The 19993-nt window shown below is 63.3% G+C and carries 22 protein-coding genes and 3 pseudogenes; 10 read left to right on the top strand and 15 right to left on the bottom strand.

What is annotated here, in order from left to right; genetic code table 11:
• Positions 1–51 precede the first annotated feature (51 nt).
• The 6 genes and pseudogenes from arsH to NKH89_RS20210 all read right to left on the bottom strand — a co-directional run bounded on the left by arsH (position 52) and on the right by NKH89_RS20210 (position 3851).
• Entirely contained in the window at positions 52–780 is a 729-nt protein-coding gene (arsH, locus tag NKH89_RS20235) for an arsenical resistance protein ArsH (protein WP_502896916.1), read from the bottom strand.
• 93 nt (positions 781–873) lie between these two features.
• Positions 874–1297, bottom strand: a pseudogene (gene arsC / locus NKH89_RS20230) (arsenate reductase (glutaredoxin)).
• Positions 1294–1980, bottom strand: coding sequence for an aquaporin (locus tag NKH89_RS20225; protein WP_023722921.1), 687 nt, complete (start codon positions 1978–1980; stop codon positions 1294–1296). Before NKH89_RS20225 ends, arsC begins: the two are co-directional and overlap by 4 nt.
• A 1-nt stretch (position 1981) precedes the next feature.
• Positions 1982–2488, bottom strand: a complete 507-nt coding sequence (locus tag NKH89_RS20220) for an arsenate reductase ArsC (protein WP_023722920.1) — start codon at positions 2486–2488, stop codon at positions 1982–1984.
• A 14-nt stretch (positions 2489–2502) separates the two neighbouring features.
• Positions 2503–2835 carry an ArsR/SmtB family transcription factor gene (locus NKH89_RS20215; protein WP_023722919.1) on the bottom strand — a complete coding sequence of 111 codons (333 nt, stop codon included), beginning with the start codon at positions 2833–2835 and terminating at the stop codon, positions 2503–2505.
• Between the two features lie 347 nt (positions 2836–3182).
• The gene (locus NKH89_RS20210) at positions 3183–3851 is read right to left on the bottom strand and encodes an NAD(P)H-dependent oxidoreductase (protein ID WP_352494409.1); all 669 of its coding nucleotides are present in this window, start codon (positions 3849–3851) and stop codon (positions 3183–3185) included.
• Between the two features lie 293 nt (positions 3852–4144).
• Between NKH89_RS20210 and NKH89_RS20205 the strand changes: the two genes are divergently transcribed.
• Positions 4145–4888, top strand: a complete 744-nt coding sequence (locus tag NKH89_RS20205) for an SDR family oxidoreductase (RefSeq protein WP_023722917.1) — start codon at positions 4145–4147, stop codon at positions 4886–4888.
• 41 nt (positions 4889–4929) lie between these two features.
• Here the strand turns inward: NKH89_RS20205 and NKH89_RS20200 are convergent, their stop codons facing one another.
• Entirely contained in the window at positions 4930–5520 is a 591-nt protein-coding gene (locus NKH89_RS20200) for a DUF922 domain-containing Zn-dependent protease (RefSeq protein ID WP_352494410.1), read from the bottom strand.
• A gap of 115 nt (positions 5521–5635) precedes the next feature.
• On the opposite strand from NKH89_RS20200, the gene NKH89_RS20195 reads away from it, so the two are divergent.
• Positions 5636–6400 carry a pseudouridine synthase gene (locus NKH89_RS20195; RefSeq protein ID WP_352706365.1) on the top strand — a complete coding sequence of 255 codons (765 nt, stop codon included), beginning with the start codon at positions 5636–5638 and terminating at the stop codon, positions 6398–6400.
• Positions 6401–6554: 154 nt separating this feature from the next.
• On the opposite strand, the gene NKH89_RS20190 is transcribed toward NKH89_RS20195, so the two are convergent.
• The 3 genes from NKH89_RS20190 to NKH89_RS20180 are packed head-to-tail and all read right to left on the bottom strand — an operon-like array spanning position 6555 to position 9112.
• Positions 6555–7274 (bottom strand): hypothetical protein, encoded by a 720-nt coding sequence (locus tag NKH89_RS20190; RefSeq protein WP_352909642.1) that lies wholly within the window; start codon positions 7272–7274, stop codon positions 6555–6557.
• Positions 7275–7284: 10 nt separating this feature from the next.
• A complete protein-coding gene (locus NKH89_RS20185; protein ID WP_352909640.1) occupies positions 7285–8613 on the bottom strand; it encodes a tetratricopeptide repeat protein in 1329 nt (442 codons plus the stop codon).
• Complete coding sequence (locus NKH89_RS20180; RefSeq protein ID WP_245274855.1) at positions 8603–9112, bottom strand: hypothetical protein; 510 nt, start codon at positions 9110–9112, stop codon at positions 8603–8605. The genes NKH89_RS20185 and NKH89_RS20180 overlap by 11 nt, the downstream gene beginning before the upstream one ends.
• Positions 9113–9252: 140 nt before the next feature.
• On the opposite strand from NKH89_RS20180, the pseudogene NKH89_RS20175 reads away from it, so the two are divergent.
• The 4 genes and pseudogenes from NKH89_RS20175 to NKH89_RS20160 all read left to right on the top strand — a co-directional run.
• A pseudogene (locus tag NKH89_RS20175) lies at positions 9253–9447 on the top strand (pseudouridine synthase); the annotation flags it as partial.
• Positions 9448–9604: 157 nt separating this feature from the next.
• Positions 9605–9952 (top strand): antitoxin Xre/MbcA/ParS toxin-binding domain-containing protein, encoded by a 348-nt coding sequence (locus tag NKH89_RS20170; RefSeq protein ID WP_254819704.1) that lies wholly within the window; start codon positions 9605–9607, stop codon positions 9950–9952.
• Positions 9953–10507: an RES family NAD+ phosphorylase gene (locus NKH89_RS20165; RefSeq protein WP_352909638.1), complete on the top strand. Its 555-nt coding sequence runs from the start codon at positions 9953–9955 to the stop codon at positions 10505–10507.
• Positions 10508–10613: 106 nt separating this feature from the next.
• Positions 10614–10901 (top strand): hypothetical protein, encoded by a 288-nt coding sequence (locus NKH89_RS20160; RefSeq protein ID WP_352564190.1) that lies wholly within the window; start codon positions 10614–10616, stop codon positions 10899–10901.
• Between the two features lie 76 nt (positions 10902–10977).
• On the opposite strand, the pseudogene NKH89_RS20155 reads toward NKH89_RS20160, so the two are convergent.
• Positions 10978–11104: pseudogene (locus NKH89_RS20155) on the bottom strand (HAD family hydrolase); the annotation flags it as partial.
• Between NKH89_RS20155 and NKH89_RS20150 the strand changes: the two are divergent.
• Genes NKH89_RS20150 through NKH89_RS20140 form a run of 3 tightly spaced genes read left to right on the top strand, consistent with a single transcriptional unit; the run spans position 11054 to position 13337 of the window.
• Entirely contained in the window at positions 11054–11188 is a 135-nt protein-coding gene (locus tag NKH89_RS20150; RefSeq protein ID WP_352909670.1) for a hypothetical protein, read from the top strand. The pseudogene NKH89_RS20155 and the gene NKH89_RS20150 sit on opposite strands and share 51 nt — an antisense overlap.
• Before the next feature lie 2 nt (positions 11189–11190).
• Complete coding sequence (locus NKH89_RS20145; RefSeq protein ID WP_352909636.1) at positions 11191–12582, top strand: NfeD family protein; 1392 nt, start codon at positions 11191–11193, stop codon at positions 12580–12582.
• Complete coding sequence (locus NKH89_RS20140) at positions 12579–13337, top strand: slipin family protein (protein WP_023722913.1); 759 nt, start codon at positions 12579–12581, stop codon at positions 13335–13337. Before NKH89_RS20145 ends, NKH89_RS20140 begins: the two co-directional genes overlap by 4 nt.
• A gap of 41 nt (positions 13338–13378) precedes the next feature.
• Here NKH89_RS20140 and NKH89_RS20135 read toward each other — a convergent pair whose 3' ends face one another.
• The gene (locus NKH89_RS20135; RefSeq protein ID WP_352909634.1) at positions 13379–14308 is read right to left on the bottom strand and encodes a LysR family transcriptional regulator; all 930 of its coding nucleotides are present in this window, start codon (positions 14306–14308) and stop codon (positions 13379–13381) included.
• Between the two features lie 106 nt (positions 14309–14414).
• Between NKH89_RS20135 and NKH89_RS20130 the strand changes: the two genes are divergently transcribed.
• A complete protein-coding gene (locus tag NKH89_RS20130) occupies positions 14415–15425 on the top strand; it encodes a zinc-dependent alcohol dehydrogenase family protein (protein WP_352909632.1) in 1011 nt (336 codons plus the stop codon).
• Between the two features lie 229 nt (positions 15426–15654).
• Here NKH89_RS20130 and NKH89_RS20125 read toward each other — a convergent pair whose 3' ends face one another.
• From NKH89_RS20125 to NKH89_RS20115, 3 genes are read right to left on the bottom strand one after another with little or no spacing between them, the layout of a single operon-like run.
• Complete coding sequence (locus NKH89_RS20125) at positions 15655–17976, bottom strand: xanthine dehydrogenase family protein molybdopterin-binding subunit (protein WP_023722349.1); 2322 nt, start codon at positions 17974–17976, stop codon at positions 15655–15657.
• Positions 17973–18956, bottom strand: coding sequence for an FAD binding domain-containing protein (locus tag NKH89_RS20120; RefSeq protein ID WP_031195083.1), 984 nt, complete (start codon positions 18954–18956; stop codon positions 17973–17975). Before NKH89_RS20120 ends, NKH89_RS20125 begins: the two co-directional genes overlap by 4 nt.
• The gene (locus NKH89_RS20115; RefSeq protein WP_023722351.1) at positions 18953–19438 is read right to left on the bottom strand and encodes a (2Fe-2S)-binding protein; all 486 of its coding nucleotides are present in this window, start codon (positions 19436–19438) and stop codon (positions 18953–18955) included. The genes NKH89_RS20120 and NKH89_RS20115 overlap by 4 nt, the downstream gene beginning before the upstream one ends.
• Positions 19439–19993 lie beyond the last annotated feature (555 nt).

The raw sequence follows: 19993 nt of genomic DNA, 5'->3' as shown, positions 1-19993 counted from the left end.
CATTCTCGAATAACCGGACAATCGCCGTCTCGTTTGCGCCAACCGCCCGCCTCAAATCGACCGCTGATTTACCCGTCTGGCAAGCTCTTCCGCGCTTTCGACGCGTTCGGAATATCGGTTGGTGAGATAGGCCGACCGGTCGCGCAGAAGAAGCGTGAATTTCATCAGCTCCTCCATCACGTCGACGATGCGGTTGTAGTAGGGCGAGGGCTTCATGCGCCCGGCCGCATCGAATTCGTTGAATGCCTTTGCCACCGACGATTGGTTGGGGATCGTAAACATGCGCATCCAGCGGCCCAGGATACGCAGTTGGTTGATGGCATTGAAGCTTTGTGAGCCGCCGGAAACCTGCATGACGGCAAGCGTCCGGCCCTGGGTGGGACGCACCGAGCCCAACGACAATGGCAGCCAGTCGATCTGCGATTTCATGATACCGGTCATTGAACCGTGACGTTCGGGCGAACACCAGACCTGACCTTCGGACCAGAGCGAGAGCTCACGCAGCTCTCTCACCTTGGGGTGATCGGCGGGCGCCGAATCCGGCAGCGGCAGACCGGCAGGGTTGAAGATACGGACTTCAGCGCCAAGCCAGGTCAAGATACGTGCCGCTTCCTCAGTGGCCATGCGGGAATAGGAACGCTCCCGCAAGGAGCCGTAGAGCATCAAGATCCGAGGCTTGTGGGCCGAGGCGGCCACATCGAACAGCGCAGATGCATCGATTGCCGGGAGTTGCTCCATATCTATGTTTGGCAGGGACCCTGCGTGATCGACTGGTTTCATGGCTTCAAAGCTTTCTTATTTCGAGTTTCATCGAAATAGAAAGGCGTGATACGTCGTGGCGTCAAAGCAAATTTCGAGAAATGTCGAAATACTCTAGGCGACGCGCTTGCCGCTGGCGTCGACGACGACCTCGCCGTCCTCCTTGGTGAAGGGGGCCGATATCCGGATTGGGCAGGATATCGAGCACCGCTTCGGAGGGTCGGGCGAGCATGGTGCCGAGCGGCGTCACCACGATCGGCCGGTTGATCAGGATCGGATGCGCCAGCATAAAATCGAGGATCTCGTCGTCGCTCCACTTCGGGTCGCCCAGGCCAAGTTCGGCATAGGGCGTGCCCTTCTGGCGCAGCAATTGGCGCGGCGTCATGCCCATTGCGGCGATCAGCTCGACGAGCTTTTCGCGCGACGGCGGGGTTTTCAGATATTCGATCACCTTCGGCTCCTCGCCGGACTGCCTGACGATGGCCAGCGTGTTGCGCGAGGTGCCGCAATCGGGGTTGTGGTAGATGGTGACGGTCATTGCGCAGCTTTCATCTGTCCGACTGGTTTCGGTTGGGCGAGCAGCCACCCTGCCAATCCCATGGCGAGCAACGCGCCCAAAAGTTCGGCGGCGATGAAGCCCGGCAGATCGGCGGGGCGGATGCCGGCAAAAGTGTTGGAGAACGCTCGGGCGATGGCGACGGCCGGATTGGCAAAGGATGTCGACGCGGTGAACCAATAGGCGGCGGTGATATAGAGCCCAACCAGCCAAGGGATAGAATCCGGGCGGGAACGCAGGCCGGCAAGGATGGTGAAGACCAGCCCGAAGGCGGCGACCAGCTCCGCAATCCATTGGCCGCCTCCGGTCCGCACCGTCGCCGACACTTCCAGGATCGGCAATTCGAACATTGCATGCGCCAGGAACGTTCCAGCGATGCCACCGGCAATCTGGGCGGCGACGTAGGCCAGCGCTGCGTTCGTTTCGATTTCACGCCGAAGCGCGAACACCAGCGTCACCGCCGGGTTGAAGTGCGCTCCGGAGATCGGCCCGAATATGGCGATGAGCACGACCAGGATCGCCCCGGTCGGCAAGGTGTTGCCGAGCAGCGAGACGGCGACATCGTTGCTCAGCCTGTCAGCCATGATGCCGGAACCGACCACGGTGGCGACCAGCAGAGCCGTGCCGAGGGCCTCGGCAACAAGGCGCCGGGAAAGCTGAACCACCTCAGCCGGCCTTCGGCAGATTGCGGCCGATCTCGTCGAGGCGCTTCTGCAGCGCAAGTCTGTCGACCGCATTGATCGGCAGGCTGACAAAGATCGAAATTCGGTTGTTGAGCATGCGGTAGGCTTCGGCGAAGGCGAGATGCTTTTCCGCCTCGGTGCCTTCGACGGCTGCAGGATCAGGTACGCCCCAATGCGCCGTCATCGGTTGCCCGGGCCAGACCGGACATGATTCGTTGGCGGCATTGTCGCAGACCGTGAAGACGAAATTCATCTCTGGGGCACCCCGCTCCGCAAACTCTTGCCAGTCTTTCGAACGGGCGAACGACGTGTCGTAGTTGAGGCTTTTCAAAAGCTGAAGGGCGTAAGGATGAACCTCTCCCTTCGGATGCGATCCAGCCGAATAGGCCTTGAACTTGCCTGCGCCGACGCGGTTCAGGATCGCCTCGGCGAGAATCGACCTTGCCGAATTGCCGGTGCAGAGAAAAAGAACATTGTATGGCTCGCTCATCGCGCACCTCCCTTCTAGCAGTTGCAGGTCACAGCCTGGATCACAGGCTGGCAAAGTTCCGGCGCGCCATTGCAGCAGTCCTCCATCAGGTAGGCCAGCAGATCGCGAAAGCCGGCCATATCGGCGAAATAGCGCACGCTGCGGCCCTCCCGTTCGGTCCGCACCAGGCCGGCATGCGACAGGATCTTGAGATGGGCCGACATCGTATTCGGGAACGCGGCGAGCCGCGAAGCGATCTCGCCCGCCGGCACGCCGTCGGCTCCAGCCCGCACCAAAAGGCGAAAAACGTCCAGCCGGGTTTCCTGGCCGAGCGCGGCAAGCGCCGAAAGGGCGAGTGTCTTGTCCATAATTCCAGGATTCCAGAAATGGCGAAGAGAGTCAACGCGCCTCTGCCAGCGACCCAAGGCAATCTCTCAGTTTTGAATTCGCCCTCTAAGCGTTTGCGTTGCCCCTCACCTGCCTGCCGGCATCCTCTCCCCGTATAGTGACGGGGAGAGGGGCCTCGTCATCGGTGATTTCGCCAAACATCGGCGGTGCAGAAACGACGCCAACGCTGCGGCCAGCCCCTTCTCCCCGTCACTATACGGGGAGAAGTGCCCGGCAGGGCGATGAGGAGCGGCGCCGACTTGTACAACTGATCGTATCCGACACATCGAAGCGATGCCAGCAGCCCTCGGCGGCTCGCTCGACCAAATCAGCCAGGCACCGTGGCGGCAATGGCATCAGCGCGGCCAAGACCGGCAACCGCTTTCCTGACCCGCTGCAGATGCGCCTGGCGTCCGGCGGCCGAGACGCTGTCCATCCGGTAGAGCGCCAGGAATTTGGTCCGGCACAGCGGATGGCAGACGGAGCGGAAGCCGCGCAGCAGGGTTCGCCGGCCGGGCTGTCCCATGATCCACGACATCAGCGGCGTGGCACCGCATGTGGTCATCGCCACCACCCGGCGTATGTGCCGCAATTTGGGCCGCGGACCGCGTCGTGCGGTCGGCATCTCGAAAGCGAAGCCCGGCACCAGCACACGCTCCAGCCAGCCTTTCAGCATCGCCGGCACGCCATACCACCAGGTCGGGTAAATGAAGACGACCGCCTCGGCCCAGATCAGCTCCTGCGCATGTTCGTGCACCGGTTGCAGGTTCGCCGCCTTGTCGTGGTAACCGCGCCATTCCTGCGTGCGCATGACTGGATCGAAGCCGGTCGCATGGAGATCGAGCAGGTGGACCTGATGCCCCCTTTCGGCAAGCGTCTCCAGCACCGTATCGCGCACGGCGCCGTTGAAGCTGTCGGTGCAGGGATGGCAATAGACGACGAGGACCTTCATCTTGCGCTCAGCCCGGTCGGTCGCCAGAGGATCGCGGTGCTGCATGCAAGCGCGTCGCATGCAAACAAGCCACCCGCAGACATAGTCGATCAGCTGTTTTCATGCGAAGCCCCGCAGCCCCATATCAAGACGCAACACCTCCAGTCGCGTCAAGCCCCGCTCGTTCGCTCAAGGAAAATTGCGCAGACATGGGCTTGCTGGAGGGCGCTGTCCCGCATGCCTTGAGGTACTCCGCGGGATGCGGCGCTGCGGAGTATCATGCCCAAGAACTCCCAGCATTGTTCCCAGAATGTCTGCGCCCTAGCTTCAGGGCGTGTTCAAAGCGTCAGGAGAAAACGATGCAGACAGGAAAACTGAGCGGCAAGATCGCCTTGGTGACGGGCGCCTCCTCCGGCATCGGCGAGGCCACCGCCTTGGCGCTGGCGGCCGAGGGCGCCACGCTGGCGATTGCCGCGCGGCGCACTGAGCGCCTGGACGATCTGGCGAGGCGGATCCGTGAGACCGGCAGCACCGCGCTGCCGATTGCCGTCGACGTCACCGACGAAGCGCAAGCCACGGCGATGGTCGAACGGGTCCTGCAGGAGTACGGCCGGCTCGACATTCTGCTTGCGGTTGCCGGCGTCGGCGTCGCCGCGCCGTTCCGCAATACGACGCCGGAAGAATACCGCCGGATGGTCGACGTCAACATTCTGGGCCTGCTTTATCCGATCCATGCGGCGCTGCCGTCGATGCAACGGCAAGGCGCCGGCCACATCGTCGTCGTTTCTTCCGGCACCGGCCGTTATATCCACCCTTCGGTGGTCTATTCCGGCACCAAGCACGCGGTAAGCGCGATGGCGGAATCGCTTCGCCGCGAGATCGGCAAGGACGGCATCCGCGTGACCTGCATCGAGCCTGGCGCCGTCAAGACCGAGTTCACCCAGAATATGCGCGCCGATGTGCGCCAGGCGGTCGAGCTAAGGCTTGGCGACATGGAGCAGCTGGAAAGCGAGGACATCGCCGCCGCCATCCAGTATGCGGTGACGCAGCCGCCACGGGTCAACGTCAACATCCTGACGCTCTATCCGACCGAGCAGGCATGAGCTTGGCCGACAGATATGGTGCCCTGCGCCGCCCCGCAGCATCATCCCCCGGTCATCAGCGTGAACACAAGCTGCCGCAGCTTGCCGCCCGGGCCGAATTCGACCCGGTCGAAATCGCGGCTCGCCTGCCGCTGTGCCTGCGAAATTCCGGCGAGCCGTCTCGTCACTTCCGTCCTGATCTTGCTGCAGCCGCGGTCGTCGGGGACGGTCAGGCCGATCGTGGCCGCCTCGATCTTGTGCACCATGTCGACGATGCTGGCGCCATGCACCTTCTCGTGAGCTGCGAGGCCGGCTGCGAAAACCTCCCAGTTCTTCTGGATTGCGCCCGGCAGCTGCGCGGCCGGCTTCGGCAAGGTGTAGGTGATGATCAGCTTCGGCCGCGCCGACACCAGCACGCAGGCGTCGCCTTGCGGCTGGTAGTCCCTCACCCAGGTCAGCTTGAAATTGGTATGCGCGATGACGCGGCGTTCGCCGAGCAGCGGCCCGCGCCCGCCGATCGAGGCGTAGAGCTCCGGCCCGGATTGCCCTGAGATGGCATAGGTCTCGACCTTCTCGACCGCCTGCCAGCCGGCATGCGCCGGCGATGTCGGCAGGAAGGCGAGCAGCAGGCAAAGGCGAATGGCTGTTTTCATGCAAGTCCTCGCAGCCGCTGCGCACGACGCAAACGATATGCAGTTCCCTTCCGTGGACATAGCCGGCGGCCGGCTATAGTGGGATGCTCGTATACAAGAATCCACAGGCAACATCATGTCGCCGCGACCGAACATTGCCCGGCAACGCCCTGCCCCCGGGGCCCAGCCTCCCGGCGTCAGCCTCTGTCGTGCACTGTCGAAGCTTGGCCTGTGCTCGCGCAAGCAGGCCGAGCTTCTGGTTGCCGAGGGGCGCGTGCGGGTCGCCGGCAAGATCGTGCGCAACGGCTCGATGCGTGTCGATCCAGGCCGCGATCGCATCGAGGTCGACGGCCGCCGCGTCGCCGCCGAGCGCAAGGTCTATCTGATGCTCAACAAGCCGCGCGGGCTGGTCACCACTCGCGACGACCCGCAGGACCGCGGCACCGTCTATGATTGCCTGGCAGGCCTCGACCTGCCTTTCGTCTCGCCGGTCGGCCGCCTCGACAAGGCCAGCGAAGGCCTGCTGTTGATGACCAACGATACCCGCTTCGCGCAGCGCCTGCTCGATCCCGCCTCGCATGTCGCCAAGACCTATCACGTGCAGATCGGCGCGCTGCCCGACGAGGCCATGCTGGCGCGGTTGCGCGCCGGCGCGACGGTCGACGGCGAATTGCTGACGGCCCGGTCCATCGAGCTGCTGCGCGGCGGCACCAGCACCGCCTGGCTGGAAATCGTGCTCGACGAGGGCCGCAACCGCCATATCCGCCGGCTGCTCGGCGCCCACGATATCGAGGTGCTGCGCCTGGTGCGGATCGCGATCGGCTCGCTGCGGCTCGGCGACCTTGCCAAAGGCAAGGCACGCCATCTGAGCGCCGAAGAGCTGGCGCTGCTTCAGGCCTGAACTGCTGGCGGCGACTCGACAGTCAGCCAACTGCCAGTCGAAGCCCACGTGACGCAGCAAGCGGCGCGGGCGGACAAGGGTCGCTTTCGACTCCTGGCGGATATTCCTAACTGACCGCTCACACCGGTTCGACCGATATCAATCTCTGTCGGTATTACATTCCGTCAGCACACAACAGATCGCAGCCGGCGGCATTGATTTTCTGCATAAATATCTTGAGCGATTCTTGGGCAGGCATGGGAAGCTGGCCAACCGACGGGACAAACAAATCGATCAGAGCCTGGCGATGGTCTGGAGAGATGCTCTGCGCGAGATAGGGACCATCTGTTCTCAGCGTTTCAACAAGAACTATCTTGTTCCCCTCCTTCAGAGCCGGGTCAGCCAGAAAAATTGAGGCGCCACGAAACATTTTCTCTATGCCTCCTCGAGCTTTGGCTCCGTTGGCGCGCAACATTTCGGCAGCGTTAGGTTGGTGCGCTAGGAAATCATTGAAAGCTAGCTGGGAAGCGGCAGCAGCCCGAATCAAAAGCGCTAATGACTGCGTAGCTTCATCCTGCAGAGGCAATGGGCTATTTTGGCTATAGAGCGCGAGTAGCGACCCACTTCTGTCCATTACGAAAGACAGTGCTTCCAGGTCGCCCTCATCGTATGGCGGCGAACCTATCAAAGCCTCGCCGTCCCAAATCTTGTGCAGTAGATCCCAGTCCGTTGGATCTTCAAGATTTGGCAATTTGCCTTCAATCCGGCGCTGCTGCAAAAGTTCATCGAACTTGGCGAACAAATCCTTCGCATAAGCCGGGCCTGTTGGCGGAACATGGGCGTGCGCCCATGTGGCAAATAGGATTGCAAAAATCGAGCACGCCGAACGTTTCATGGCCGTTCCTTTACTTGACTACCTTCAGAGGGCGACGGCGTTGTGCAATCAAGGCCAGGCGATAGTCGATATTGTCGATCGGAGCGCCACGCTCCTTTGCTTCGAGCAGAAATTTGCGAGCCTCCTCGAACCTCAGCAAGCGCTTCTCATACAGAACCGCCAACGCCAACCGATGGCACCAGTCTGCTGGCTCCATTTCAATTGCGTGCAACAAGGCCTTTTCTGACTCGTCGTACCGGTCTGTCAATTCGCGAAGAAAAATACCGTATTGATTATAGGTCCAAGCTGAAACACCCGAGAGTCCGAACACCTTGTCGAACGCCTTTTGAGCCTCTATGGGCGCGTCTGTTTCGAACGCCATCAGAGCGGCCAGATTCTCCCACACCTTAACATAGTCCGGCTTGAGTTTGATCGCGCGCTGATACGCCGTTTTGGCGTCGGCGAAACGGGCCAGATGATGATGATAAACAAAGCCGAGATTGAACCACGACCATGCGTGCTCCGGATCGATTTCAACGCACCGCAGCGCAAGTTTCTCAGCTTCATGGTAGCGGGCGAACCGGCGACGGAGCAGTCCCGACAATTTCCCTGTCGCCCAGCGGTAGCGTGGATCGATTTCTATTGCCCGGCGATAGGCCTTTTCAGCCGACAAATAGTTGCCGATTTCATCGAGCATTAGCCCAAACGATGCCCAGGCGACGCAGGCATCTTCTGTGGTTGCATCGAGGCGGCATTGCTTGAATGACTGATAGCTGGATTCCGCTATCTCGCGCGCCGAGTTACCAATGCGATGCGTGTCGGCAACGCAATCCCAGATGATCGCGTTGCGCGGGTGCGCGGCTATTCCCCGTTGCAAGGCGGCCAAAGCCAGCTGCGGCGTTTCCATTTTGTCGCGCAGGAACAAGGCAAGCAGGATATAGTCCCGCCCGGTGTGCACCTCGCCCTCTGCGCGCGTAACGTTCTCGGCACATAAGTCAGGGAGATTGAGCTTCTTGAACTGCTGAGCGAAGAAAAGGCTCGTCTGCGCGCTACGGTGCGTATCGATTTTCCACCGCTCGTAGAAGGCATGGACGCTCGCTTCGCTCAAAGCCATAGTCGGCCCTTCGGCAACTCCGCAAAACCAGACAAAATTGTCGACAAATCGCCAAAGCTGTTCCCTGTCGGATACAGCATCAATTGCCCGCAAGAGAACCGACACCGCGGTGTCCAGGCTGCTTTCCTCGGCCTCCAGTTCGACAAGCCCTGTCCAGGGATCGAGGTTAGCGGGATCACGCTCTATCTTCGCAACCAACGTCTCGCGCGATTCAAATTGAAATGTAAGGGGTTCATCAGTTGTCATTGTCGGAAGAAGCCTTGGCTTTGCCGCACTGGGCCAGCACCTTGCCGATGGCGGCGGATGAGCCGGCAAGCGGAAAGCTGTTCTCGCCATATTTGCCCGAGGCGACCGTGACCTCGCCCTTGGAGCGCAGCAGGGCCAACAGCGGGTCGGTGCTGCTCAATTCCACGGTGAAGGTGTTGTACATTTCTTCGAGTTGAAGCGTCTTGGTCACCGCCTTGCCGCCGGCCTTGAACGCGAACGAAGCGATGCCGGGTTCCAGTTGCGGACCGCTGTCGCCCAAATCATAGCTCAGCGTCGGCTTGCCGAAACAGGCCAGCGTCAGCTGGGCGCCGCCATTCGATCCGCCGCAGACCGACGCCATCAGCACTTTGCCGCCCTCCTCTTCCTCCAGTTTCGCCGTCCAGCCGCACGGCGCGGCAAACGCCGGCTGCGCCGCTTGCAGGACGACCTGAGCGGCGACGCAACCCGCCACGACGAATTTCGCCAATCCGCTTCGCATGATCTTCCCTTCCCAAGTCATCGAACCATCGTCGGCCACGTGGCATCAAGGACTATACAAAACAAATTGTCCCGTGGCATTACCGGCGACACCAGGGCGCTGTAGCAATTCAGGCGATTGATTTTCGATCGAGTGGAAGCGGCACCAGCACCGCCTGGCTGGAGATCGTGCTCGACGAGGGCGGCAACCGCCACATCCGCCGGCTGCTCGCCACCCACGATATCGAGGTGCTGCGCCTGGTACGGATCGCGATCGGATCTCTGCAACTCGGCGACCTTGCCAAGGGCAAGGCACGCCATCTGAGCGCCGAAGAGCTGGCGCTGCTTCAGGCCTGAGCGACCAGGCACTGGAGGCCCCTTGAACCGAAGCGGCAATTGACATTTGCATCTCTGTTTCATATTTTCCATTTGTGAAACTGAAATGCGCCGATGCAGTCAAAGCGTCAGGGCTGACACGCATGGGCGAAGCTGGCTTGGAAGCCGGAGAGAAAACATGGCTACTGCGTTGCGGGCGGTCCCCAGGTTCCTGGACGAATTGGGTACGTTTGGCGGCCTCAAGGGAACCGATATTGCAAACATCACCGACGTGTCCAAGGCCACGGTTTCGAGGTGGAAGGCCGGCGACATCAAGCCCCAGCCGCGCAGCGAGCTCATTCTATCGGACCTGCACTATATCGTCGGCCGTCTGCAGGAGTTCTACGAGCCAAGTGATATCCGCACCTGGCTTTACGCTCGCCACCCGCAATTGAACGGTGAAAGGGCGATAGATCTCATTCACGACGACCGTGCTCTCGACGTGCTCAAAGTCATCGATCGGCTTGAGAACGAGGTCTTTCTCTAGTTGGCGATCGCCGGGCGGAAACGACGCGATAGCCGGCTCATCGACGCTATCGAGGCAATAGTTCCGGTCGAATACTCCGGAACGGTTTGGCGTGTGGTGCGCCAGGGCCGCAGCCCGATCCAGTGCTCGAACTCCGGTGGCCGTTGGGACGATGGAACGTTCGACGTGCTCTACACCTCGCAAGAGCGCGAAGGTGCCTTGAGCGAGATGAGATTCCACCTGACGCGGGGGCAGCCGGTGGTCCCTTCGCGTGTCAGATACAATCTCTTCGAGATCGATCTTGCTTTGGACCGGACGCTCAGACTGCTCGACCTGGCAGCCTTGCAGATCCTTGGCCTCGACACCTCGCGCTACGGGCAGCTTTCGTATCAGGAAAAGCACGCCGAATATCCGAGGTCGCAAGACATCGGCGAGGCCGCGCATTTCCTCGATTATGACGGCCTGATAGTGCCCAGCGCGCGACATGACTGCCTGAACGTCGTCGCGTTTTGTGATCGGCTGCCGGCCGGAGCGATGACGAGCAGAACCGATCACGGGGAAATTGCCTGGACTTAGCGGCGGCCCCGCTGCCGTCCATCCCCGCACGGGTGATGCGGCCAGCGGAAGTGGCGCGCTAACATTGCCTCCAAGTGTAGAGGGTCTAACGCGCAAGGGAGGATCCATGCGTATGCTCCGACTGATACCGACGCTGCTGGCGCTGCTGGCCGTCATGCCATTGAACGCTGAAGCGACCACGAAGAAGTACCCCAAGGGCCACGGCACGAATTGCGCCGAGAAGGACCAGGCGTGCCAGAAGAAATGCCAGGCTGTGCCGATCGACTACAATAGCGTCAGATCCATCAAGGGACGCAACGAATGTCTGAATAATTGCACCATCGGCTACGATCAGTGTCTCGGGGCACCCGCCCGAATCCAGGAACAGACAACCCAGGAGGACGTCGCGCAATAGAAGCCCGCTAGAGATGGCTGCAATGCGCAAGAGACATAGGTGTGATCGAATGACGGCGACAGCCCGCCGGTCGCCTTCATGTGCGGCCGCCGACTTCGTCGACATGGCGCGCAACATGCCGTCGGGTCTGCACAGCCGCGGAACGTGCCCGATTGGCGGAGCTTCTCGGTGCCGTAGCCGCCGCTGAGCAGGCCGACGCCCAGCAGGACCGTGCGATGCGTCACCCGCCGCGCCGCGTCATGGATTTCGGCAAAATCCAGCCCATATTCCTAGATGTGGAGCTTTGAGCGTGAAACTCGCGCGTGCGGTCCTGCTTGCCGCGGCTTTCGTGGCTGTTGCGGCCGTTTGTCCCTCTTCCGCAACCGGAGAGGCGGACGGCCGGGAGAAAATTGTGTTGCGCGTCGAGATAGACGGCGCCATCGGTCCGGCGAGTGCCAGGCAGCTCGAGGAAGCGCTGGCGGTGGCCGCGGACCGAAACGCCCAGGCTCTCATCCTGCAGATGGACACGCCCGGCGGGCTGGTTACCAGCATGCGCGAGATGATCGCCGCTATCCTCGCCTCGCCGGTTCCCGTCATCGGCTATGTCGCGCCCGCCGGCGGGCACGCGGCGAGCGCCGGAACCTACATCCTCTACGCTACCCATGTAGCGGCGATGGCGCCCGGCACCAATCTGGGCGCGGCAACGCCGATCGAGATGGGCGGGCCGCTGCCATCGTTTCCCGGCGACAAGAACGATGGCCCGGAGGCGGACAAGGACAAGAAGAACGCACCCGCGGGCGATGCGATGATCGCCAAGGCGACGAACGACGCCGTTGCCCTGATCCGCAGCCTGGCTGAATTGCGCGGGCGCAATGCCGAATGGGGTGAAAAGGCCGTGCGCGAGGCGGCCAGCCTGTCGGCCGGCGCGGCGCTGCAGGAGCATGTCATCGACTTCGTCGCCCGCGACACCACCGAGTTGCTTCAACTGGCCGACGGCCGGACCGTCGAGATCGCCGGCAAGAAAGAGGCATTGGCGACGAAAGGGCTGCCGGTTGAAACGCTCGAACCAGGCTGGCTCATCCGGCTTCTCGCCGTCATCACGGACCCAAACATCGCCGTCATCCTGATGCTGGTCGGCGTCTATGGCCTCGTCTTCGAATTCACGAGCCCGGGCGCGGTCGCGCCTGGCGTGATCGGCACGATTTGCCTTCTGCTCGGCCTCTATGCGCTCAATCTCCTGCCGATCAGCTATGCCGGCCTTGCCTTGATGCTGCTTGGCATCATCTTTCTCGTCGTCGAAGCCTTGAACCCGACAGTGGTCCTTGGGCTGGGAGGCGTGGCTGCGTTTCTGCTGGGCGCTGCCATGCTGCTCAAGATCGAGGGGCCCGGCTTCGAGATGTCGTGGGCCGTTATCGGCACCGCCGCCGTCCTGACGCTCGGCCTGGCGCTGTTGACCGGCAGCTATCTGTGGGCGGCCCGCAAGAACGTTCCGCGTGTTGGCGCACAGGCCATGCAGGGGCTGCCGGCGGAGATTCTCGACTGGCAGGGCAGCGAGGGCCACGTGCTCGCCCGGGGCGAGCGCTGGCGGGCAAAAGCCGACGAACCGCTTGCGGTGGGCGACAGCGTCGAGGTGGCTGATGTCAGGGGTCTTGTGCTGACGATACGGCGCCGCAATGTGGGAAGCGATGGAGCAAGGCAATGATCATCGGTTATGTGGCCTATCTGGCAGCAGCGCTCGTCGTGGTCATGTTCTTATCCGCGGCCATTCGCGTCCTGAGGGAATATCAACGCGGGGTGGTCTTCACGCTCGGCCGCTTCACCGGGGTCAAGGGCCCCGGCCTTATCATCCTCATCCCCTTCGTGCAGCAGATGGTGAAGGTCGACCTGCGAGTGGTGGTCCAGGACGTGCCGCCGCAGGACGTGATCTCGCGCGACAACGTCTCGGTGAAGGTCAACGCGGTGCTGTATTTTCGTATCGTCGACGCCGAGCGGGCGGTGATCCAGGTCGAAGACTTCATGACCGCCACCAACCAGCTGGCACAGACCACGCTGCGCTCGGTGCTCGGCAAGCATGAGCTCGATGAAATGCTGGCCGAACGTGACAAGCTCAACAGCGATATCCAGGAGATTCTCGACCAGCGCACCGATGCCTGGGGCATCAAGGTCTCCGATGTCGAGATCAAGCATGTCGACCTCAACGAGAACATGGTCCGCGCCATCGCCAAGCAGGCCGAGGCGGAACGGCTGCGGCGTGCGAAAGTGATCAATGCCGACGGCGAACAACAGGCGGCGGCAAAGCTCGTCGAGGCTGGCAAGATGCTGGCCGAAGCACCGCAAGCCATGCAGCTACGCTATTTCGAGGCTCTCCATGACATCGCCGGCGAGCGCTCGTCGACGGTCGTGTTTCCGGTGCCAATGGATCTGCTCGGTCATTTCATCAAGCAGGGCGGGAAGTGAGGGAGGAGCGCATAATCTCCCTCGTGGGGAGATCAGCACCCTCACCTCTGCCACGGCGGGACCGGCGCAAAGCGTTTGCCGATCCAGTCGGCGAAGGCACGTGTCTTGGCGGCTTGCCCCTTGGCCGAAGGCATGACGACATAGACAGCGCCCTCGTCAGCAAGGGTCCAGTCCTCCAGCACTGGCACCAGCCGGCCATCGGCGAGCTCGCGTCCGACCAGCCAATCCGTGCTCATCATCAGCCCGACGCCCTGCACGGCGGCTTCGACTAGGACCTCGGCGTCGTCGGTGACCAGCGGGCCGGAGACCTCGATACTGACGCGGCGGCCCGTGGTGTCGGTCATCTCCCAGGCCGGAAAGGTCTGGAAGCCTGAGAAGCCGAGACAGCTGTGTTCCAGCAGCGCTTCCGGCGCAGCCGGCGTGCCCCGGCGGGCGAGGTAGGACGGCGCGGCGCACAGCAGCCGCCGCCGTGTCGCGACCTTGCGCGCCACCAGCCGCGAATCCTCCAGCGCGCCGAGACGAACGGCGACATCGAAATTCTCGGCGACGAGATCGACGAAACGGTTGGAGAACTCGGCCTCGATACGGACGTCGGGAAATTCGGTGAGAAACTGCGGCAGCAGCGGGCCGATCCACATGCGCCCGAACGAGCCGGGCAGCGCCAGCCGTAGCACGCCGCGCGGCCCGCCGCCGGCATGCGCCGACGCTGCGGCCTCGGCCTCGTCGACCGCGGCCAGGATAGCGCGGATGCGGACAAGGAACTCCGAACCCGCCTCGGTCAGCGACACGCTTCGCGTCGTCCGGTGCAGCAGGCGCACGCCCAACCGCTCCTCCAGCGAGGCAAGGCGCCGCGACAGGATCGTTGCGTCGCGGCCGATGCGAGCCGCCGCCTTGGTGAAGGAGCGTGCTTCGGCGATTGCCGCGAAGGCGGCCATTTCGGCCAATGCTGCCGGTTCGTGCGATTGCTGCATCTGGCGCAGAGCTCAAATGTAAAAGCCAAGGATTATATACCAATAGCGCAGCAGCTAGTTTCACTCAATCCCGGCCCGTCAATCGGCCCATCAACCGGAGTGAGACATGAAAGCGATCGAACTAACTGCCCCGAGACTGGACGCGTTTCGCGCGGCCACCGTTCCCACGCCTGAACCGCAGCGCGGCGAAGTGCTGATCCGCCTGCGCGCCGCAAGCCTCAACTTTGTCGACGTCGCGATCGCGAGCGGCAACTACCCAGGCCCGAGCTTTCCGCTCATTCCCGTCGTCGACGGCGCCGGTGAGATCGTCGGCATCGGCGAGGGTGTGTCGAGGCTCGCCGTCAACGACCGCGTCATCGCCCATGCAAAACCGCGTTGGATCGGCGGCCGTCCGCGGCCTTATGAGACCAGAGAGATGCGCGGCCTGACGCTGCCCGGCTCGCTCGCCGAGTATGTCGCGCTGCCGGCCAATGCCGTCGTGCCGATGCCGGCTCACTTGTCCTTCGAAGCGGCAGCAACGCTGCCGATCGCTGGCACCACCGCCTGGAACGCGATCCGCGCCGCCGATGCCGGGCCCGGATCAGTCGTCGTCCTGCTCGGCACCGGCGGTGTGTCGATCTTGACCCTGCAGCTGGCAAAGGCAGCCGGCGCCACGGTCATCATCACCTCGTCGTCGGACGAAAAGCTGGCCCGCGCCAAGGCCTTGGGTGCGGATCATCTCATCAACTATCGTGAGACACCGGACTGGGACGCCAAGGTGCTCGAGCTGACCGACGGCCTCGGCGCCGATCTGATCGTCGAGACCGGCGGCTCGGCCACCTTCGCCCGCTCAATCAATGCCGCGGCGCCCGGCGGCACGGTGTTCGCGATCGGCTTCGTCACCGGCGCCGAGGCCACCACGAACCTGCTGCCGATCATCATCAAGGCGCTCAAGGTAGTGGGCAACAACACCGGTTCGGTATCCGACCTGCGCGACGCTGCGCGCGCTATCGGCGCCGCCCGTATCGATCCGGTCATCGACACAATCTACAGCCAGCACCAGGCGACCGAGGCCTACGCCCACATGGCGGCCGGCGGCCGGCATTTCGGCAAGCTTGCGTTCAGTCTGTCGTGGTGAGCCTGAAAAGGCAGGGCGTTCAAGCTGCCGATCTCCCCCCTCGTGGGGGAGATGTCCGGCAGGACAGAGAGGGGCGCTGTCCCTCCAGCCTATCAAGCAGTTCGCGCACCCACGTAAGGTTCTCAGCTCATCAAAGTTGAACTGAACGCTGGCGATCCTTCACGCTCCCCTCTGCCCTGCCGGGCATCTCCCCCACGAGGGGGGAGATTGGCAGTTCCACCGCGTCCGCCTAAATCAGCTTCTCCAGCGTGATCGGCAGATCCCGCACCCGTTTCCCGGTGGCGTGGAATACCGCGTTGGCGATCGCCGGCGCCACGCCGACGATGCCTAGCTCGCCGACCCCCTTGCCGCCAAGCACCGAGGAATGCGGGTCGGGAATACCGACTGAGATTACCTCGATGTCGGGAATGTCGGCATTGGTGGCGATGAGATAGTCGGCGAGGTTGTTGTTGACGATGCGGCCGTGGCGGCGGTCGACGATGCCTTCCTCGAGCAGCGCCTGGCCGATGCCCATGATGATGCCGCCCTTCCACTGGCTTTCGGCGAGCTTGGGGTTATAGAGCCGGCCCGAATCCAGCGCCGATACCACGCGCGACACACGAACCGTGCCAAAGTCCTCGTCGACGCGCACTTCGATGAAATGCGCGCACCAGCTGTGGCGGGAATAGTCGCCCTCGGTGTGCGGCAGCGCCATGGCTATGGTGGTGTAGTTCTTGTAGCGGTCCTCGACCGTCGAATTGGCCGGCATCGTGTCGCCCTTGGCCTCGATATGCTGGCGCCCGACGCTGCTGAGCAGTTCGGCGATGGAAACTTCAGGGCCGTTGCCGCGCGGCGACGAAATGCGGCCATTGGCGACGACGAGCGTGTTGGCCTGCAGCGTATGGAACGGCGAAGCCGGATCACTGATGGCGAGCCCGACCAACTGGTCGAGCGCGGCACTCGCCGCCTTGTGGACGGCGCCGGTCATCACCCCGGCCAGCCGCGAACCGCCGGTGACGCCGGCACGGGCATAGCGGGAATCGCCGAGCTTGACGATGACGTTTTCCGCCGGCACGCCCAGCACCTCGGCGGCGGTCTGCGCCAAGATCGTGTAGGTGCCCTGCCCCATGTCGATCGACGAGCTTTCGACCTCAACCGAGCCGTCGGCGAGAATGCGCACGACCGCCTCGCCATAGGCGCGCCGCACCGGGTAGGTGCCGGCGGCGACGCCCCAGCCGATCAACTGGTTGCCGTCGCGCATCGAACGCGGCTGGGGCGTCCGCTTCGACCAGCCAAAGGCTTCAGCGCCGGCCGCGAACGCCTCGCGCAGCTGCCGTGTCGACCACGGCTTCTTCGCATGCGGATCCTGCTCGGCATAGTTCCTGAGACGGATTTCCAGCGGGTCGATACCGACCTCATAGGCGAGCTCGTCGATCGCGCTTTCGATGCCGAAGGCGCTCGGGTTCTCGCCCGGCGCGCGCAATGCCCCCGGCACCACCGTGTTGACCCGCACGACGTTCTGCCGCGACGAGAAATTCGGCGTCGCGTACATGACCGAGGTGACCGAGCCGAGCGGCTCGACCCACATGCCGTCGACCGAGGTCTCGTTGACGCCGCGATGCACGATCGACTGGATCTGACCCTCTGCGTTGGCGCCGAGCGCCACGGTCTGGCGCGTCGCCGCCCGTCCGCCATAGGCGGTGAAGGTCTGCGGCCTGCTGACCGCCAGCTTCACCGGCCGTCCCAGCATTTTCGCGGCGACTGCCGCCACCGCGCCGTAGCCATAGGCGAACGCCTTGGAGCCGAAGCCGCCGCCAATATAGGGCGAGACCAGTCGCACATTCTCGAACGGCACGCCGAACCATTCGGCATAGGTCCGCGCCATGCCGTCGAGCCACTGGCTCGGCTCCCAGACCGTGAGTTGGTCGTCCTGCCACTTTGCGATCAGGCCATGCGGCTCCATCGGCGCCTGGTATTCGCGCGGCGTGTTGTAGGCGTTGCAGATCCTGACCGGAGCCGAGGCGAACGCGGTCTCCGCCTCACCCCACTCCTTGGTCATCGCATCGACCGCAATGCCGTCGCCGGCTTTCGGATCGCTGAGGTCGACGATCGCCGGCGCCTCGTCATAGGCGATCTTGACCAGCGCCGCGGCTGCGACCGCCTGTTCGAAGCTCTCGGCCACCACCGCCGCGATATGCTGGCCGCTGAAGGTGATGCTGCGCGCCAGCGGGCAATAGGCAACAGCCGGCGGCGGCGTGCCCAGCCAGTCCGTGGCGGTTCTCAGCGGCAGGAAATTGTCGGGCGTCAGCACCAGCAGCACGCCCGGCGCGGCTTCGGCCGCTGCCGTGTCGATCGACTGCACCCGGCCGGCGGCAATGGTACTCTCGACCAGCACCGCATAGGTGAGCCCCTCGAGCTGCTGCTCGACGGCGTATTTGGCGGCACCGGTGATCTTGGCCGGTCCGTCGACGCGCGACAGCCGGCCGCCGACCTGATCCGCGAGGACGGCGCCGTCCGAAGCGTCGCCGCGTTTGGCATCGCCAGGTCTTGTTCTCAACTCGTGAACGGTCATGCCGTTTCTCCCATTTTGAGGATGGCGCGGGCGACGACGCGCGGCGCCAGTTCGATCTTGTAGTGGTTGGCGCCATGGTCGACGGCGCCCTCGACGGCGAGCAGGCTGGCTTGCCTGACGACCTCCGGCTCGAGCACCTTGCCTTTCAGCGCCTCTTCGACGGCGCGGGCGCGCCATGGCTTGGTGGCAACGCCGCCAAGCGCGACGCGCAGATCGCGGATCGTCCTTCCGTCGGCCTCGAACTCGATACCGACCGCGGCACTTGCCGCGGCGAATTCATACGACTGGCGGTCGCGGACCTTGAGATAGGTCGAGCGGCGGGCGGCGGCCGAAGCGGGAATGCCGATCGCGGTGATCATCTCGCCGGGTTCGATCGCATGTTCCCGTTCGGGCGTGCTGCCCGGCGGCAGGAAAAAATCATCGACGGCGACCTGACGGTCGCCGAGATGGAGGATCGCGTCGAAGGCGACGAGCGCAACCGCCAGGTCGCCGGGATAGGTGGCGATGCAGGCTTCGCTGGTGCCGAGCACGGCATGACCACGGGTGACGCCGCCGATCGCCGAGCAGCCGCTGCCGGGCGAGCGCTTGTTGCAAGCGGGGAAATTCGCCGGATCGCGGAAATAGGGGCAGCGCGTACGCTGCATCAAATTGCCGCCGATCGTCGCCATGTTGCGCAACTGCGCCGATGCGGCCTGCCACAATGCTTCCGAGACGGCTGGGAACCGACTCTTGATATCGGCATGGTCGGCGACGCGGCTCATCCTGGCCAGCGCGCCGATCGTGGCGCCCCGGTCATCAACGGCAATCGTGTCCAGTCCCTTGAGATGGGTGATGTCGACCACGGTCTCGGGTTCGGCAACGCCGCATTTCGCGAGATCGACAAGCGTCGTGCCGCCGGCCAAAAGCATGGCGCCGGGAAGTGCTGCTGCCTCACGGGCTGCATCGACGGAGCCGGCGCGGAGATACGAAAAGTCCCTCATGACGCGGCCTCCACGGCCGCCTGGCGCACGGCGGCGATGATATGCGGATAGGCGCCGCAGCGGCAGAGATTGCCGGCCATGTATTCGCGGATCTCCTCGTCGGAACCGGCATGGCCCTCGCGAATGCAGGCGACCGCCGACATGATCTGGCCCGGCGTGCAATAGCCGCACTGGAAGGCATCCTGTTCGAGGAAGGCGGCCTGCACCGCATGCAGCGTGCCATCCTCCCCGGCAAGCCCTTCGATGGTGGTGATGTCCCTGCTCTCAGCCTGAGTGGCAAGCGTCAGGCAGGCCAGCACGCGCTGGCCGTCGATATGCACCGTGCAGGCGCCGCACTGGCCCTGGTCGCAGCCCTTCTTGGTGCCGGTCAGGCCGAGATGGTCGCGCAAGGCGTCGAGCAGGGTAACGCGCGGTTCGACCTCCAGCTCATGTCGATGTCCGTTGATTTGAAGTTGGATTGGAGTTCGGGTTTTGCTTGTCATGGGGCGTCTGGCTCCAGTTGCTTGACGCGGGAGGGGATGATCTGGTGCCCGGCCGGCGAGCGGCAAGGTCAGCTTATGGCTAGGTGAAGGCTATCTTCCCCTTGGGGGAAATGCCCGGCAGGGCAGAGGGGGTCTGCCTGACTTGGCGCGACCTCGGGGAGGCTGCGGCTTGCGAGGTCGAAAGACGTGACATACCCGATCCCGTGATTACATGAGAAAGGCGCTCCACAATCGGAGGCGCCTCCGCTTATTACCTAAGGACCTGCTCGGCCCTGTTCAAGCCCAGGATCGAAAATGATCAAAATTGGAGAAAATTGGCAGGGCAGCCAGCCGTCATGCCTGGAGACAAAAAAGCACCACCGGCCCAAGCCGGTGGTGCTCTCTGAACTGTCTGTAGGGGCAGGACAGTCCAATGATCCTGAGGGGATCGTGCTCAATGTCGGCTCATTTTTGCCTCAGGGCATCGGCCGAACAGATGAGGAGTGCCGGCCGCGCCAGGAAATATCCTCCGTCGTCATCCACCGGGACAGGCAAGATGCGGAACGCCGGCCCAGA

This window comes from Mesorhizobium sp. M0923 (assembly GCF_040319365.1).
Taxonomy (GTDB): Bacteria; Pseudomonadota; Alphaproteobacteria; order Rhizobiales; family Rhizobiaceae; genus Mesorhizobium.
Note: the sequence above shows the minus strand (reverse complement) of the source record. Positions and strands in the feature narration are given on the sequence as shown.

What these genes read in the sequence shown, in the direction of transcription:
- arsH (WP_502896916.1), bottom strand. Translation starts at nt 780, where the DNA reads ATGAAACCAGTCGATCACGCAGGGTCCCTGCCAAACATAGATATGGAG.
- NKH89_RS20220 (WP_023722920.1), bottom strand. Translation starts at nt 2,488, where the DNA reads ATGAGCGAGCCATACAATGTTCTTTTTCTCTGCACCGGCAATTCGGCA.
- NKH89_RS20215 (WP_023722919.1), bottom strand. Translation starts at nt 2,835, where the DNA reads ATGGACAAGACACTCGCCCTTTCGGCGCTTGCCGCGCTCGGCCAGGAA.
- NKH89_RS20210 (WP_352494409.1), bottom strand. Translation starts at nt 3,851, where the DNA reads ATGCAGCACCGCGATCCTCTGGCGACCGACCGGGCTGAGCGCAAGATG.
- NKH89_RS20205 (WP_023722917.1), top strand. Translation starts at nt 4,145, where the DNA reads ATGCAGACAGGAAAACTGAGCGGCAAGATCGCCTTGGTGACGGGCGCC.
- NKH89_RS20200 (WP_352494410.1), bottom strand. Translation starts at nt 5,520, where the DNA reads ATGAAAACAGCCATTCGCCTTTGCCTGCTGCTCGCCTTCCTGCCGACA.
- NKH89_RS20195 (WP_352706365.1), top strand. Translation starts at nt 5,636, where the DNA reads ATGTCGCCGCGACCGAACATTGCCCGGCAACGCCCTGCCCCCGGGGCC.
- NKH89_RS20190 (WP_352909642.1), bottom strand. Translation starts at nt 7,274, where the DNA reads ATGAAACGTTCGGCGTGCTCGATTTTTGCAATCCTATTTGCCACATGG.
- NKH89_RS20185 (WP_352909640.1), bottom strand. Translation starts at nt 8,613, where the DNA reads ATGACAACTGATGAACCCCTTACATTTCAATTTGAATCGCGCGAGACG.
- NKH89_RS20180 (WP_245274855.1), bottom strand. Translation starts at nt 9,112, where the DNA reads ATGCGAAGCGGATTGGCGAAATTCGTCGTGGCGGGTTGCGTCGCCGCT.
- NKH89_RS20170 (WP_254819704.1), top strand. Translation starts at nt 9,605, where the DNA reads ATGGCTACTGCGTTGCGGGCGGTCCCCAGGTTCCTGGACGAATTGGGT.
- NKH89_RS20160 (WP_352564190.1), top strand. Translation starts at nt 10,614, where the DNA reads ATGCGTATGCTCCGACTGATACCGACGCTGCTGGCGCTGCTGGCCGTC.
- NKH89_RS20140 (WP_023722913.1), top strand. Translation starts at nt 12,579, where the DNA reads ATGATCATCGGTTATGTGGCCTATCTGGCAGCAGCGCTCGTCGTGGTC.
- NKH89_RS20135 (WP_352909634.1), bottom strand. Translation starts at nt 14,308, where the DNA reads ATGCAGCAATCGCACGAACCGGCAGCATTGGCCGAAATGGCCGCCTTC.
- NKH89_RS20130 (WP_352909632.1), top strand. Translation starts at nt 14,415, where the DNA reads ATGAAAGCGATCGAACTAACTGCCCCGAGACTGGACGCGTTTCGCGCG.
- NKH89_RS20125 (WP_023722349.1), bottom strand. Translation starts at nt 17,976, where the DNA reads ATGACCGTTCACGAGTTGAGAACAAGACCTGGCGATGCCAAACGCGGC.
- NKH89_RS20120 (WP_031195083.1), bottom strand. Translation starts at nt 18,956, where the DNA reads ATGAGGGACTTTTCGTATCTCCGCGCCGGCTCCGTCGATGCAGCCCGT.
- NKH89_RS20115 (WP_023722351.1), bottom strand. Translation starts at nt 19,438, where the DNA reads ATGACAAGCAAAACCCGAACTCCAATCCAACTTCAAATCAACGGACAT.